Consider the following 13,436-nt stretch of genomic DNA (forward strand, 5'->3'; position numbering starts at 1 on the left):
ATATCGGCCGGGTGATCAGCCGTTCCGGTGAACGGTGAAGCGATAGGTCGTCACGACGTGCTCGACGTCGGGGTTCGGGTCGCCGACCGGGTTGGACGACACGAAGGACCGGCTGGAGATCCGCCAGCCTTCAAGGTCGCCGACGGTCTCCAAGACCTCGACGACGGCGTCCGCGACCTCGGCGGCGATCAGCGGCGCTTCCGGGCCCTGCGCCCAGCTATCCAGCGTCACGACCATTTCCGCCGAGCCCCTCGGCCCGCCCTGAAGGCGTTGCGGCGGCGCGAGGGTGATGCGCGGATAGACGTCATCAAAGGCCTGGCCGCGCGCGAAGACGGCCGGGCCGCTCTCGGTCGCCGCGACCAAGTTTCCGACCTCGTCGTCGACCAGCAACGCTTCCACGACGGCGATCTGCAAAAGCTTGGTAGGTCGGGTCATCGTAGCGCCGCCACGGCCTTAACGGCCTTGTTCAAGCGCCGCACGACCCTGGACTTGGCCGCCTTCTTCCGCGCCCGAATAGTCGGGTAAAAGAATGGCTGAGCCTTGGTCCCGGCATGGGCGCGAAGGTTGTTCCGGCTCTTGCCGGTGATGTCTCTCGATCGCCCCTTCGGCGCGGGAGACGTGCCGAACTCGACGAAGCGCGCGTAATAGGCCTTGTCGTCGCCCGCATAGACGGTGAACAGCAGGCCAGCCTTGGACAAGGCATCACCCCTGGCCCCGAAGTCCTCTGGCGACAGCCGGAAGGCCCCGTTTGTCCGCACGCTCGGCGGCGCGCCCGGCGACCAGCCGACCGATGCCTGGAGATCGCCATAGCGCCGCGGAGCCGCCCTGGCCACGGCCGCCGCCATCTCGCGCGCCTCGTCCTGCAGGGCGTCGGAAAGAGCGGCCCGGACCGAATTCGGCAAGGCTTGGAGCTGGCGCAGAAGACGATCCAGCCCCTTGACCTTGCTAGCCATCGGTCGCTCCCAACTGAAGGGTCAAGGTCCGCCAGCGGTCCCGACCTTCCAGGTCGAGACAGGACAGGATCTTGAAGGTCCGGCCCACGTCGCGGGCGTCGACGACACGAAGCCCGACCCCGCCCCCGATCGCGCGGACCTGGCTGTCGGCCGGGATATCCATGATCCAGATCGAGACGCCAGCGACCCGATCAGCGATGACCGCATCACCGCCGCGTTGCGGTAGCAGGCGCACTCGACGATCCTCGACGGCCGTCGTCCACTGGTCCTTGACGACCCCGCCGACGTTCTTCCCCGCCCCCCGCCGCTCGATCCGGACGCGCTGGCGAAGTTCATGCCGACTAGGCGGCGTCCACGCCATCGCCGCCTCCGGCCATCACCGCCGCGTCGCGACCATCGCGCGCCGCGCTGGCCTCTTCCCGCGTGGCGGGCTTCTTGACCGCGACGGCCCGACCCAGGCCGATCGCCTGTTCAGCGCACTCGCGGGTCACGTTGTCGATGGTCCCGGCCTTATAGGCCAGCGTCGTCCGGCGATTGGCCGCTGGGGTGAAATCATGATCTTCGGTGAAGCGAACCCAGGGCATGGCGGCTACTCCCAGCGCAGAGGCGCGATCAGCATTTCGACGCACTCGGGAAGGCCCGACGCCGCGATCTTCCAATCGGGGCTTGGCGCGTACAGGTACTCGATCAGGAACAAGATCGCCGTGTGCGCCTCGTCGGGCGCTGCGGCGGCTCCAGCCTTGAACTTGATGACGATCGCCTCTTGGGCGTCCGGGTCCAGCGCCGGCCACAACGCGCCGGACGCGGGCCGCACAGACAGGGTCTCGCCTGAAGGCGACAGGACGAAGTCCGCCGCGTTCAAGACGACGGTGTCGCCGCCGAGGGCCTGAATGGTGATCGAGAAGCCTTCCCGTACGTTCGTCGCCACGGGTAGACGGAAAGAGCGCCCCGGCCAGCGCGACAAGACCCATTCGAGGGTCTGAGTGATGAACCGGCGTTGGGTCGCCGCCTCCACCTCGGCCGTGGCGGTCTTGATCAAGCCCGTGACGACGGTGTCGTCGTCGTTGTGCAGGATGTTCAGACGCGCCTTCGCCTGATCGAGCATGACCGGCAAGGACGTGGCGGCGGCGGCGACCCGGACCGTCATGGCTAGGCGACGATCTCGTCGACGCTGGCGGCGTCGCTGTCCGAGGCCACGCCATAGCGCGGATCGAGGCCCAGCACCGTGCCGGAGATCAGGGACGCGGCCACCGCCGGGGTGACGCTCAGCCGGAAGAACTTGAAGCCGCGATCGAAGTCGAGGTCTTCCTGTTTCAGGTTGATCTCGACTTGTTTGCTGTCCTTGTTGCCAGCCTTGGTCAGTTGAGTGATCGCGTGCGCGGGGACGTCCTTGGCGCCGGTGCCATCGCTGGCCGTCGCTTGCTCCAGCTTGGCGTCGACCGTGGCCGAGGCGCCCAGCGCGCCGACGGACACGATGGCCAGATAGTTGAAGAACTTGGTCGCGTCGATCCAGGCGGAGGTCTTGACCGCGTTGGTCGATTGAGGGTCGATCGCGCCGACGAGGGCGACGCGCTGCGAAGGCTTCAGGGCGGTGCTCATGTGACCGCTTCCTTTCCTGTTCGAGAGAGCCGCGCGCCGAAAATGTTGTCGCGACCTGGCGGACCGGGCGCGCAGCCGATCCGCCAGGCGTCACGCCACGAAGACCCGTCTAGCGGGCTTCGAGCGTGACGAAGTGCGACTTGGTGTTAGGGCCGTTCTTCGGGTCGACCGGCTTCGCCAGGTACGGCTGGCCGCCCAGGCGGAAGGTCCAGCGGAAGGCCTGGATGTTGTAGTCGAAGAACAGGTGGATCGAGGCGGCGAAGTCGATGCCGCCGCCTTGCTTGGTCGCGGCGTAGTACCCCGACATGTCGACCAGGGCCAGGTCGCCCAGGTCGCCGATGGTGGAACAGTGTTCCGTGTACAGCAGAGGCTTGCCGCGGATGAAGCCTTCCCACGGCGAGGTCAGGGGTTGGTTGTTCGGCAGGAAGGCCGGGACGTTGCCCAGGGTCAGGGCGCCGAGTTCCGGGTCGATGTCCGAGTTACCCAGGAAGATCGGCCGGCCGCCGTTGCGCAGCAGGCGAGCGTTCATCTTCAGGATGTTCTTGACCGCCAGGGTGTCGGCGGCCTGGGCGTTCTCCTTGGCGACCGTGACCAGCGCGTCCGACTTCATGAAGCCCAGCGGCTTGCCGTTGCCGTCGCCCCACATGATCGCGTCCGAGGCCTTCCACGAAATGGCGCGGGCGGCCTGGCGCGTCAGGCGGTCTTGCAGGCGAGGCGCGTCATCGAGAACTTCCTGGGTCGCCAAGACGAAGGCGTACAGTTCATGCAGCTCGACCGTCATCCCGGTCTGGGCCGCCTTGCTGGCCACCATCTGAGAACCTTCCGAGCGCCAGTAGGCCTGGACGCCGGCCGAGCCCCACGGCGTGCTCTCGTCCTTGGCGATCTTGACGCTGTTACCGGCCGTCGGCTCCGGCGTCACCATCGACAGCAGGTCCGGTTCGTTGAACGCCAGTTCCCAGATCGCCTGACGGTAGTCTTGCGGGACCAGGAAGCCTTCGCCCGCGCCGCCCTGGTTCTGGTGGAAGCCGGCGGGGGCCGCGCCACGCTCGACGCCCTCGACCATCGCGGCCAGGCGCGGATCTTGGGCCATGCCCGTCTGGGCGTTCCGGACCGCGACCGCGAAATCGGCGAGGTTTCGGAAGCCGCCCGTGGTTTCCGGGTTCAGCTCGTTCATGGTCCGGCCAGCGCCGAAGGCGGCGCGGCGGCCGGCTTCGGGCGAGGCCGACGTGGCGAACAGCGCGCCGCGACGGGCGGCCCCCTCTTCGATCGCGATCTTCTTGTCCAGGTCGGCCACCTCGGCTTCAAGGGCGCTCAGCTCGGCGTCCAGCGCTTCGAGCTTCTTGTCCTCTTCTTCCGTGCGGTCCGTCTTGGCGCCCAGGGTGTTGAATTCGGCCAGAGCCGCCTTGCCGCGCGTAGCCTTTTGATGGCGCTGCTGGCGGAGTTCCTTGAGGGTCATCGACCATCTCCGTTGCAGCCGGGGCAACGCGCCGTCGTCCTGTGGCCCCGGCGGATCACAGGTGGCGTTCTCGAAAGGCTGGGAGGCCTTATTCGAAGGCGAGCGCGCTCCGGCGGCGCGGCATGGACTTGGTTTTGATCAGGCCAGAGAGAACGTCGGCCATGGTGGCGACACGGTCGGCCATGCCGAGCTGGACGGCGCGCTTGGCGCTCACGGTGCGGGCCAGGCCGGCCTCGTCGGCCAACTTGCGGACATCGGCCGCGCTCATGCCACGCCCCTTGGCAACAGCCTTGATGAAGTCGTCGTCGGCTTCCATGACGCTTTGCTGGATCGCGGCCAGGGCCTCGTCCGTCAGGGGTTCGAACGGATTGGCGTCAGCCTTGCCCGCGCGCGACCGGACGATCGTCGTCTTGACGCCGTCCATCTCCAGGGCCTTAGACCAATCCATATGGACCGACAGGACGCCGATCGAGCCGACCTCACCGGACGGCGTCACCGCGATCTCCGTCGCTTGCGAAGCGATGTAGTAGGCGGCCGAGGCGGCCAGGGTGTCGACCACGGCGATGACGGGTTTCACCTCGGCGGCCTTGCGGACCGCGTCGGCGGTCTCAGGCGTCGCCGCATAGGTGCCGCCAGGCGAATTCACGTCCATGACGATCGCGCCGACTCCAGGATCAGCGGCGGCTCGGCCGATAGCCGACCGGAACGCGTCCATGCCTGGCGAGATGGTCCTACCGAAGAAGGTTAGGCCGCGAGGCGTCAGGCTTCCCAGCAAACCCACGACCGCGATACCCGCGCCAGGCGACGCCGCGCCGTCGCGCGCGTCGGCCGCAAGGCGGTTCGGATCGACAGCCAGCAGGGTTTCGCCGCTACCGTCGGCGAGCTGCGACAGCAGATTACGCATCTTGGTTGTCCTTGTTGCCGGGATCGCTCAGCGTGCCCGCCTTCGAGTTGGCGTCCTGCATGTTCGAGGGTTGCAGGTAGACGTCGCCCTGGTCGCCGATCGGGTTCATGTTCTCGAGACGCAGGATGTCGTTGACGCTCAGCCAGCCCCACTGGCGACCGGTGGCGTAGGCGGCCCAGCGCGTCTTCAGGTCGCCGCGTAGCAGGCCCGCGACGTTGAACTCGATGAAGAAGCGGTCGCGATCCTCGCCGATCAGCAGGTCGCGCGAGGCGGCCTGTTCCCAGGCCGCGATCCACGGCGCCAGGGTGTAGACCACGAACTCGATCGACTGCTGTTCGATGTTGTTGTTGGTCGCCCGCTCCAGCATGCCCACGCGGTGCGGTGGCATATTCCAGATCGAGGCCACCTCGTAGCCGGCTTGCTTCTTGGTTTCGAGGAACTGCGCCTCGTCGTTCTGGACATCGTTGCGGCTGTACTTGACGCCGAACTTCAGCAGGCGGTCCTTGTGACGGTTCGCGCCCGTGCCGCCAGCACGCCACGACTGAAGGAAGCTTTGCTCGTCTTCCTTGGTCCGGAAGTTGCCCGGATGCTCCAGGACGCCACCGCCTGCACCGCCGTTGGCGAAGTAGAGCGCGCCGAACTGTTCGACGGCCAAGGCCTTGCCAATCGTCTCCCCGTCGGTCTCCCACACCGGAACGCCGCGGAGGCCGTCCCGCGTCAACGGAGCCTTACGAATGTGCAGGATCTCGTCTTCCCGGAAGACGTCATAGCCAGTGGCCGGGGATAGCCGGTTGATCCAGTAGTAGACCCAACCATCGCTCCCACGCGCCACACGCCAGACCCGGCTCGGGTGAACCGGGTCCAGCTCGCCCACCGGGTACCCGTCGCTTGACGGCCGAATGATCGAGAAGGCCTCGCGCCACCAGGCGAGATGGCGCTGTTGCTCGTCGCGGAACTCCTGGGCCGTCTGGCGACGGTTCGGGCGCGAGTGCAACACGTTGAACAGAGGATGGCCCCGCGCCGGCCGGCGCTTCTCGCCATCGAGCCGTTCGAACACCATGAACGGCAGCGTCGAAATAGGCCCCGCCAGCGCCTCTTGGCAGGCGCGAACAGCCCAATGTTTCGAGCCATTCACGTCGGAAACATGAATGCCCGCCAGCGACGGCGCGCCGATGTCTTGGGGGAAGTCCCGATTTGGCTGCATATCCCCGGCGCTGGCCTGAAGGCCAACGCCAGACGCCAGCCCAGAGACAAGGCGCTGCATAAGGTTCATGTCAGATCACCACCACGGCGGAAGCGTCGGTCGTCATCACAGATGCCTCCGGGTTGCGGGCCATGAGCTGCACGGCGTTGAAAGCAGCGATCAAAGGGTCGATCTTGGCCTTGCCGGCCGCCTGTTTGGTGATCAGCACCGCGTTGCCGCGTTGCTCGGCCTTGGCGTTGCCGGCGCACCAGGTCATGAGGTCTTGGCCGGCGTGCCACAGCGTCCCGTCGGCCAGCTTGCGCTCGGCGCTCCAGATCGCGCCCGAAAGCTTGTAGCCTTGCGGGACGGCGACGAGCTGTTCACGCGCGAGGCCAGAAGCGATGATCTCGTCGACCATGGCCGCGATGCCTTGCGGGTCCAGACCGACCGCGAACTGGTCAGGCAAGAGCCCCGCGACATGCAGCCGCGCGACGATGGCCGCCACGTCCTGGATGTCTTGTGTCGGCCGTTCGCAGATGACCAGGTCGCCGGCCTTGACGAAGTCGTGCAGGCGTTCGGCGATTTCCTTGCGCCGCTCGAAGACTTGCGGGTGCGCCCAGGCCCGGTTCCACAGCAGCCAGTCGCGCGTATCCTTCTCACGGCCGAGCACCGCCAAGCCCAGAAGGTCGTCAAGGCCGCCGCCGTCGATGCCGACCACGGCGACGTCACAGCGTTCCTCGATCTCGTCCAGCGTGATGCTGTCGTCGGCGGCCGAGAGCCAATGGTCGACACCGGCCCAACGGTCCGAGTGCAGCGCCATGCCGATCTCGACATTGAGGTGCTGCGACGCCCAGCGCCGAACCTCTTCCTCGCCCTTGTCGCGGGCGCCCGCGAAGTCGTCCAGCAGGCGGTCGATCGTGATCGAGTAGCCCAGGTTCGGCAGAACCATCGGCCACAGCGCCGGGTCCATCCATAGCTTGTCGCGCGAGACCTGGATGGCCTCCGGGAACTCGTACAGGATCGGCAGCAGCCGAACCTTTTCGGTGATCTTCCCGTCGCGGACGCCGCGGGCGTACTGGAGTTCCTGTTTGAACAGGCCGGCCGGCGGCTCGTCGCTCTGGGTCGTCGTGCAGATCAGCAGGCTTTCCGGGTTGGCGATAAGGCCGCCCCGGATCTGGCCGAAGACACGCGTCGCGTAGCTGTATGTCGAGATGATGTGCAGCTCGTCGACCATCACGACGACCGGCTTCACCCCGGTCATGACCTTCATGTCGAAGGTCTTGATCTTCAGCTTGGTCTTGTTCGTCCGATCCTCGATCGTCTTCAGGTGATCGATCACCTTGAAGCGCTTTTCGAGGTACGGATCGGCCTCGATCATCCCCGAGGCCTGTTGGAAGGCGAGGTCGGCGATGTCCTGTGTCGGCCCGATGAAGAGCATTTCCGCGCGCGGGCGCTCGTTCATCAGCAGGGCGGTGATCATCACCCCCGCCGCGCCCGTCGTCTTGCTGTTCTTCTTCGGGACCATGGCCAGGATCTCGGCCACGCGCCTCCGTCCGGTCTCTGGGTCGATCGAGCCGAAGGCGGCCCGGACGATGTCCCGAAACCAGTCGCCCGCCGCCTCGGCCATGGTCGGCAGACCAGGCACGTCCGGCAGGCGCAACTTGTTGAAGATCCCTACCGCCCGCTCGGCCTCGGCGGCGTCAAGCGGCAGATCAGGAACGAGGGACCGCCCGGTCTTCAGCCGCTCGACCCAGTCGGGGCAAGCGAACGACCAGGCCGGGGCTAGTTCAGCTTCAGCAGACTGCCCCATTCGGTCCCCTCATGGGCCGTCTGGGCGGCGGCATGAGCCGTCGCCTTCTTGCCCATCGGTTGGCTGTCGGCCGTCTGCTGGACCTGGGCCTGGACGGCTCGGCGGGCGCGGCGCATCGGCGCGCTAGCGTCGCCCTTCTCGATCTGGTCTATCAGCAGCCGAGCCGCCGCGACCTTGCCCTTCTTGGCCTCTTCCACGAGCGACAGATTGACCACGCCGCGGATGATCGCCGCGCCGTCAGACAGCGACTTAAAATAATACTTGTTGAGCGTCGGGACACTTAGACCGACGATCGCGGCGATCTCTTCTTGGGTCGATCCGGTAGCGATCAAAACCGCAACCTTTTCAGCAACTTGCGGGCTTTTGCGGTGCGCCTTTCGGCCCCGCCGGTCCTTCGGCTCGACCCACGGATCGCCCCAAAGGTCGGTTTGACCCGCCTTCGGGCCGGAATCCTCGGCCATCGGAAAAAAAACCTCCGCATGTAAGGGACGCCGGTATGCGGCCCCGGCGGCCCGAAGGATTTGCCCCCCCCCCTACCCCCGTCAGCCCTGCCAGGGCGCTCGGCGCTCTTCGGCTTGCTTCCGGCTGTCGTGGCAGGCCTTGGTTAGGGTTTGCAGGTTGTCCGGGTCCCAGAAGAGCTTCTGGTCGCCACGGTGCGGCGTCTTGTGGTCAGCGACGAGCTGCGACGAGCGCCCCTCTTTGGCCCCGCACCCACACTGACAAGTCCACCCGTCCCGCTTGAACGTGGCCAGGCGAAGCCGCTTCCATTCGGCGGTGCAGTACCAAGCCCGCCAAGGCTCAGCCTCCGGGCTATGCCCGTGCGTGTCGCGTTGAAAGCCGATGGTCGGGGCCAACGACGCCAGGGTCGATGGAAGAGCGGCGAGTTTGCCCATGTCGAGAAGGCCGGAGGCGCGAGGCCGCGCCTCCGCAGTCAGTGGGGAGGGGAAAGCCCGAGGGCTGAAACGACAGAACCCGCCGAAGGCTCTCGCCCGGCGGGTTCTCATCGGTCGCAGCTATCGACCTTCGACATTTAAGGCCAGAAACGTCGGACGTTTGCAAGAGCGCTCGACGAAGCGATTCACCTTCAGCGGATCATCCCATAGTGGCGGGCCAGGGCGTCCAAGGCGATCACACAAGGATGAAGGTGCGCGTCGGCCTTCTGGCGCGAACCGCCGAACCGGCTCCCCGAAAGCATCTCGCCCATGCCCGCGACATAGACGATGTACGGCCGGAGAAGCGGCGAACCCAGCGCCTCGACGGAGAGGGCCTCCTTGACGGCGGCATGAGCCCGGATCTGGCGATCGGTCGCCCCGGCCTTCGGCCCGAACGAACCGCCAGTCTCCAGGACCAGGCACGACACCATCCCGCTACCGTTGGCCAGCTCGAAGTCGGACCGGAAGCGAAGACCGGCTTCGTAGTGCGGACGGATCAGCTTGCCCTTGCGATAGAGCCAGTCCAGCCCATCACGCCCAACCACGACCCGGCCGTCGGCCTCTTCGGCCACTTCCTCTCCCTTGGCCTCGGCCCGCGCCTTGGCCTCGCCCAGGCCGCGCTTGGTCGCGGCGGCCTCGGCCTCTTCCCGCTCCCGCTGCTGTTGCTCGGCCACGGCCTGGGCCTCACGCACCTTTTGCCGATAGGCCTCAACGGCCGCCTCGCCGGCTCGGAGCACTTTCCGGGGAGGCTTCACCTCGTCCGGAACGGTTTGCGGAACGGTTTCGATTTCGACAGCTTGTTCAGCCATTCCGATAACCCCTTGGTTTGACACGACTATCTTCTTCTTCCCGCTGAGACCGTGGAACGGTTGGAACGGTTTAGTGAATCCTTGCGTGTGCGAGGGCGCGCACACATCACGAAGCCCGACCAAACCGTTCCAACCGTTCCGCAACCCAGATAAGCTACTGACTTAACTTGCCTTTCAGGCCTAGAACCGTTCCGCAAACCGTTCCAAACCCTTCCGAAACCGTTCCAGATCAGTCCGGATCTGGCCCATAGCGCTCTTCCATTTCGGCCTTGCGCCCGGCGTCGATCGCCTCCTGGCCCTCGGCGTTGAGCACGATGCCGCCCCACTGGATGCCGTTTGACCGAAGGCGCTCCAGGTTGCGGTCGGCCAGCATCTTTCCGAACGCCGTCTGGCTCATGGCCTGTTCGAAGCCCATCTGGGCGATCCAGCCCTTGTAGCTCTGGTAAAGCAGGCCCGCCGGAACGCGACCGTCTGGGCGAGGCTCGCAACAGGTGTCGAACCACGCGCCGAACGGGTTGGAGTTCAGCCGGTATTCCTCGACGGCGTCCGTGACCGCCTTCGGCGGCGCGAGACCGCCCTTCTCGACCCAGTCCTCCCAGCCTCGGAGCGCCCAGTTCAGGATTCCCGACGCCTCGGCCGCCAGCTTCTCGGCCAAGGTCTTGTCCATCTCGTCCTTCGGGATCGACACTGGCCACGGCACGACCAGCGTCCGCCGCCAGATGCCGCGGTCGTCGCCCCGGATCTGAGGCTTGCGGTTACAACTGATGACCAGCTTCCAGCGGGCCACGAACTCGAACGGCTCGCGGTACATCGCCCGCGCCGGGAACGGCTCGCCGCCCGTGACGACCTTCAGCACCGACTCCGCCAGGCGCGCGCCTTGCTCCGGTTCCGAGGCCTTGACCAGGCGCACCCCCGACGCCAGCCGCGCGATGTCGGCCGAGTGGTCCGAGCCCTTACGGTCCCGGTGCAGGAAGGTGTCGATCGAGGCGTTGGCCACCATGCCGCCCAGCGCCGCCTCGATCGCCGTCAGGAAGGTCGATTTGCCGTCGCCGCCCTTGCCTTGGAAGATGAAATAGGCCTGTTCGCCGATGTGGCCCGTCATGCAATAGCCGATGATCCTGGCCAGAAACGCGCGGACCTCGTCGTCCGGCTGCACCTTGGCCAGGAAGGCGTCGAAGGTCGGACACTTGGCTTTCGGGTCGTAGTTGGCCAGGCCGCACACCGTCATCAGGTCGGCGGGATTGTGCCCAGGCTCGAACTTCACTCGGTCGTTGCGATCCAGGGTCAACGTCCCGTTGGCGACGGCCATTTTGTCCGGATCAGAGTCGAAATCAGCCAGGGGCCGCGTCCCGCGCCGCTCGGCCTGCTTCAGCATGGCCTCCGTCCGGCCGTTGTTCCCAGCCTGGAGCGCGAACCCGTAGAAGCGCGCCACGCGCTTTTGCCAGTCCTTCTCCGTCTCGCCCTTCACGCGCTGCGACCGATAGAAGGCCGGAACCTCATGGGTCAGCAGGCGCTCGGCCGTGGCCTGGGCCATCCGCCCGACAGCCGCCTCGCCGCCGACGAAATCGAACCGACGGCCATCCCAAGCGCCCGGCCCCCATTCCTTGGTCCACCACGCGCGCCCGTCATTGCGGGCCGCGAGCCGCTTGGCGTTGGCCAGGTCGTTCTCAGGCAGGGCGCACAGTTCGAAATCCAGCGGCGTCGGCTCCAGCCCGCCGAGGATCACCCGGAAGGCGCCGTCGTCGACGATCGGCTCGCCATCCTCGCCGAAGTAGTTGCCGCCCTCGTCGTCCAGAGCGTCGTCGCTCATGCGGCCCTCCTACGCTGGGTCGCGGCGTCACCATGGCCTAGAAGGTCCACGCCCCGCTTCGTACCGATGTTGCTATTGAGCGCCTTCAGCGCCCGCCCAAGCGGCCCCATGGTCGGACCGTCCAGGATCTCGATTGTCTCGACGCCAGCCAGGCCGCCCCGCTTGGTCCAGTCCATGGCGGCCGGGTCCAGGATCAGCTCGCCGTCGGGCCAGCGCGTCTCCAGACGCCAGCGATCGGCGACGCCCTCTCCGGCGCTCAGCGCCTCGCGGACGGCCGTCAGATACGCCACGCGCCGCGGATCGTCTGGCGAGAGCGCCAGGGCCGCGTCCATGCTGTCTAGACGGCTCTCGGCTCGCGCCCGCGCGAAGCCTCGCGCGACGACGTCGCGGCGCTCATCCTCGGCGGACCTGGCGGCGGCGCTGGCGCGGATCACGCGGCCGATGAACCGGTGCGCGTCTTCGTTGACCAGAAGCGAGCCGTTGGCGGTCACCTTGGGATCGCCGATCGTCGGAACCTTGGCGGTCCAGCGCCAGAACCGGCGGCTGTCGGGCGTCAGGCTCAGCGCCAGGACATCGTCGTCATCCGACCAGGGCCAGGCGTCGAACCGCAGCAGCAGGCACGGAACCGCCGCCGCCCGCTCGGACGGCTCGGCCAGGCGGAAGCGCTTGGGCTGGCCCGCGCGCGGCATGACGCGCGCGAACGCGCCCTTCAGGACGCCGACGCCCTTCGCAACCGTCTCCGACGCCAGACCGAAGCGCTTGGCCGCCAGGTCGTAGCCCGCCCGCCAGGGATTGACACGCGTGGCCGCGAACACGTCGGTCAGGCGGTTCTCGACCTCGGCCATGAGCTGTTCGCTTGAAATCCCGCTGTTCATTGCGACTTCTGGCGCTTGAGAGACCTCGCCTTGTGCTCAACCTTAGCCAGCGCCAATAGCGTCGGCTTCAACTCGTCGGGCGCGGTGTCGTAAGCCATGACGCGGGTAGCTCGGCCGCCGTTCAGGCGGGGAAAAATGCCGCGCGGGATGGCTTCCCAGTTGCTTGGATCGGTGTTCAGGCGGTTGCCGTCGATGGCCTTGAGGCAGTAGCCCTCAGGCACTGGGCCGTGTAAGGCCTGCCAGAGGTGAACGTGCTTGTGAACGTAGCGCCGGCCGTAGCCCGTATGCGGGTTTGTCTCGGCGACGCTGATCTCGACGTATCCGTCTACGTTCACGCGCTCATGGCCGAGGTACTTGGTGTTGTGGGGCTCATGGCCCTTCTTGAACTGCGTGCGCTGCGCATTGGGATGACGCCCGCCGACACCTGGAGGACAGACCTTGCCCTTGTTCATAGGCGCCTGGCCCTTGGCAAAATGGCCCGTGCGACCCGTCTTCCAGCCCTGGCGCTTTCGGAGCGCTTGTAGATGCTGGGTAGCGATGTCCGCGCGCCCGAAGGCCCGAACGAACGCGGCGTGGTACTCAGAGATCGGTAGGGTGCAGTTCTCCTGCAGCCACGCTATCTCGGCCGGTGAATAGCGCTTCAGGCGCCCAGCGGTGCGGCCACGCGCGCGACCAACCTTCCACCCCTTCCGCTTACGCAGCGAATGTAGGTTCGCCGCCGTGATCTCTGGACGCGAGAACTCGACTTGGAAGGCCCGGTGGTAGTCGCTGATCACAAGAGACCGATTGGCCTCCAGCCACCTCATCTCATCGGCGGAGTAATCAATTCTCCTACCCCGCATCTCGCCCTCCACCAATCATTGGGAGGCTTGGCCGCACGATCTCGCCATACTCCGCGACAAGCGAGGCGGCCTTAAGCGTCAGATCAGCCGCGGACACGATCTGTTTCGCGACGTCAACGATTGCCTCGGTCCGCTTTATTTCACGCTCGATTTGCTCTGAGGTTAGGTCCTCATCAGACAGGCGCTCTAGCTGCGCAAACAGATGATTGTTCATGTCGATGATTTTGTTCTTCATGACTTTCATCCGCCTTCAGAAGTTCTGA

The 13,436-nt window shown here is 66.3% G+C and carries 17 protein-coding genes; all 17 read right to left on the bottom strand.

The window, feature by feature from the left end:
* Positions 1 to 15: 15 nt before the first annotated feature.
* Positions 16 to 435, bottom strand: coding sequence for a DUF3168 domain-containing protein (locus Q0379_RS14135; protein WP_299009932.1), 420 nt, complete (start codon positions 433 to 435; stop codon positions 16 to 18).
* Positions 432 to 953: an HK97-gp10 family putative phage morphogenesis protein gene (locus Q0379_RS14140; RefSeq protein ID WP_299009934.1), complete on the bottom strand. Its 522-nt coding sequence runs from the start codon at positions 951 to 953 to the stop codon at positions 432 to 434. Before Q0379_RS14140 ends, Q0379_RS14135 begins: the two co-directional genes overlap by 4 nt.
* The gene (locus tag Q0379_RS14145) at positions 946 to 1,314 is read right to left on the bottom strand and encodes a hypothetical protein (protein ID WP_299009937.1); all 369 of its coding nucleotides are present in this window, start codon (positions 1,312 to 1,314) and stop codon (positions 946 to 948) included. The genes Q0379_RS14140 and Q0379_RS14145 overlap by 8 nt, the downstream gene beginning before the upstream one ends.
* The gene (locus tag Q0379_RS14150; protein WP_299009940.1) at positions 1,295 to 1,537 is read right to left on the bottom strand and encodes a hypothetical protein; all 243 of its coding nucleotides are present in this window, start codon (positions 1,535 to 1,537) and stop codon (positions 1,295 to 1,297) included. Before Q0379_RS14150 ends, Q0379_RS14145 begins: the two co-directional genes overlap by 20 nt.
* A 5-nt stretch (positions 1,538 to 1,542) precedes the next feature.
* Positions 1,543 to 2,100: a head-tail connector protein gene (locus tag Q0379_RS14155; RefSeq protein WP_299009942.1), complete on the bottom strand. Its 558-nt coding sequence runs from the start codon at positions 2,098 to 2,100 to the stop codon at positions 1,543 to 1,545.
* A gap of 2 nt (positions 2,101 to 2,102) precedes the next feature.
* Positions 2,103 to 2,552 carry a hypothetical protein gene (locus tag Q0379_RS14160; RefSeq protein ID WP_299009945.1) on the bottom strand — a complete coding sequence of 150 codons (450 nt, stop codon included), beginning with the start codon at positions 2,550 to 2,552 and terminating at the stop codon, positions 2,103 to 2,105.
* Positions 2,553 to 2,661: 109 nt separating this feature from the next.
* Entirely contained in the window at positions 2,662 to 4,008 is a 1,347-nt protein-coding gene (locus Q0379_RS14165; protein ID WP_299009947.1) for a phage major capsid protein, read from the bottom strand.
* Between the two features lie 88 nt (positions 4,009 to 4,096).
* Positions 4,097 to 4,912: a S49 family peptidase gene (locus Q0379_RS14170; protein WP_299009950.1), complete on the bottom strand. Its 816-nt coding sequence runs from the start codon at positions 4,910 to 4,912 to the stop codon at positions 4,097 to 4,099.
* Positions 4,905 to 6,116 (bottom strand): phage portal protein, encoded by a 1,212-nt coding sequence (locus Q0379_RS14175; RefSeq protein ID WP_299009952.1) that lies wholly within the window; start codon positions 6,114 to 6,116, stop codon positions 4,905 to 4,907. The genes Q0379_RS14170 and Q0379_RS14175 overlap by 8 nt, the downstream gene beginning before the upstream one ends.
* A 70-nt stretch (positions 6,117 to 6,186) precedes the next feature.
* Positions 6,187 to 7,905: a terminase TerL endonuclease subunit gene (locus Q0379_RS14180; protein WP_299009954.1), complete on the bottom strand. Its 1,719-nt coding sequence runs from the start codon at positions 7,903 to 7,905 to the stop codon at positions 6,187 to 6,189.
* Positions 7,878 to 8,237, bottom strand: a complete 360-nt coding sequence (locus Q0379_RS14185) for a hypothetical protein (protein ID WP_299009958.1) — start codon at positions 8,235 to 8,237, stop codon at positions 7,878 to 7,880. Before Q0379_RS14185 ends, Q0379_RS14180 begins: the two co-directional genes overlap by 28 nt.
* Positions 8,238 to 8,447: 210 nt before the next feature.
* On the bottom strand, positions 8,448 to 8,909 hold the full coding sequence (locus Q0379_RS14190) for an HNH endonuclease signature motif containing protein (protein WP_366519327.1): 462 nt from the start codon (positions 8,907 to 8,909) through the stop codon (positions 8,448 to 8,450).
* A gap of 80 nt (positions 8,910 to 8,989) precedes the next feature.
* Positions 8,990 to 9,646, bottom strand: coding sequence for a hypothetical protein (locus Q0379_RS14195; RefSeq protein ID WP_299009964.1), 657 nt, complete (start codon positions 9,644 to 9,646; stop codon positions 8,990 to 8,992).
* Positions 9,647 to 9,875: 229 nt separating this feature from the next.
* Entirely contained in the window at positions 9,876 to 11,456 is a 1,581-nt protein-coding gene (locus Q0379_RS14200; RefSeq protein ID WP_299009967.1) for a phage/plasmid primase, P4 family, read from the bottom strand.
* Positions 11,453 to 12,301 (bottom strand): hypothetical protein, encoded by an 849-nt coding sequence (locus tag Q0379_RS14205; RefSeq protein WP_299009970.1) that lies wholly within the window; start codon positions 12,299 to 12,301, stop codon positions 11,453 to 11,455. Before Q0379_RS14205 ends, Q0379_RS14200 begins: the two co-directional genes overlap by 4 nt.
* Before the next feature lie 26 nt (positions 12,302 to 12,327).
* Positions 12,328 to 13,173 (bottom strand): HNH endonuclease signature motif containing protein, encoded by an 846-nt coding sequence (locus Q0379_RS14210; RefSeq protein WP_299009973.1) that lies wholly within the window; start codon positions 13,171 to 13,173, stop codon positions 12,328 to 12,330.
* A complete protein-coding gene (locus Q0379_RS14215; RefSeq protein WP_299009976.1) occupies positions 13,163 to 13,408 on the bottom strand; it encodes a hypothetical protein in 246 nt (81 codons plus the stop codon). Before Q0379_RS14215 ends, Q0379_RS14210 begins: the two co-directional genes overlap by 11 nt.
* Between the last annotated feature and the right edge of the window lie 28 nt (positions 13,409 to 13,436).

Origin of the sequence: uncultured Caulobacter sp., from assembly GCF_937900395.1 — a bacterium.
Taxonomy (GTDB): Bacteria; Pseudomonadota; Alphaproteobacteria; order Caulobacterales; family Caulobacteraceae; genus Caulobacter.

Coding starts and splice junctions, on each gene's coding strand:
- Q0379_RS14135 (WP_299009932.1), bottom strand. CDS start 435: ATGACCCGACCTACCAAGCTTTTGCAGATCGCCGTCGTGGAAGCGTTG.
- Q0379_RS14140 (WP_299009934.1), bottom strand. CDS start 953: ATGGCTAGCAAGGTCAAGGGGCTGGATCGTCTTCTGCGCCAGCTCCAA.
- Q0379_RS14145 (WP_299009937.1), bottom strand. CDS start 1,314: ATGGCGTGGACGCCGCCTAGTCGGCATGAACTTCGCCAGCGCGTCCGG.
- Q0379_RS14150 (WP_299009940.1), bottom strand. CDS start 1,537: ATGCCCTGGGTTCGCTTCACCGAAGATCATGATTTCACCCCAGCGGCC.
- Q0379_RS14155 (WP_299009942.1), bottom strand. CDS start 2,100: ATGACGGTCCGGGTCGCCGCCGCCGCCACGTCCTTGCCGGTCATGCTC.
- Q0379_RS14160 (WP_299009945.1), bottom strand. CDS start 2,552: ATGAGCACCGCCCTGAAGCCTTCGCAGCGCGTCGCCCTCGTCGGCGCG.
- Q0379_RS14165 (WP_299009947.1), bottom strand. CDS start 4,008: ATGACCCTCAAGGAACTCCGCCAGCAGCGCCATCAAAAGGCTACGCGC.
- Q0379_RS14170 (WP_299009950.1), bottom strand. CDS start 4,912: ATGCGTAATCTGCTGTCGCAGCTCGCCGACGGTAGCGGCGAAACCCTG.
- Q0379_RS14175 (WP_299009952.1), bottom strand. CDS start 6,116: ATGCAGCCAAATCGGGACTTCCCCCAAGACATCGGCGCGCCGTCGCTG.
- Q0379_RS14180 (WP_299009954.1), bottom strand. CDS start 7,905: ATGGGGCAGTCTGCTGAAGCTGAACTAGCCCCGGCCTGGTCGTTCGCT.
- Q0379_RS14190 (WP_366519327.1), bottom strand. CDS start 8,909: ATGAGAACCCGCCGGGCGAGAGCCTTCGGCGGGTTCTGTCGTTTCAGC.
- Q0379_RS14195 (WP_299009964.1), bottom strand. CDS start 9,646: ATGGCTGAACAAGCTGTCGAAATCGAAACCGTTCCGCAAACCGTTCCG.
- Q0379_RS14200 (WP_299009967.1), bottom strand. CDS start 11,456: ATGAGCGACGACGCTCTGGACGACGAGGGCGGCAACTACTTCGGCGAG.
- Q0379_RS14205 (WP_299009970.1), bottom strand. CDS start 12,301: ATGGCCGAGGTCGAGAACCGCCTGACCGACGTGTTCGCGGCCACGCGT.
- Q0379_RS14210 (WP_299009973.1), bottom strand. CDS start 13,173: ATGCGGGGTAGGAGAATTGATTACTCCGCCGATGAGATGAGGTGGCTG.
- Q0379_RS14215 (WP_299009976.1), bottom strand. CDS start 13,408: ATGAAGAACAAAATCATCGACATGAACAATCATCTGTTTGCGCAGCTA.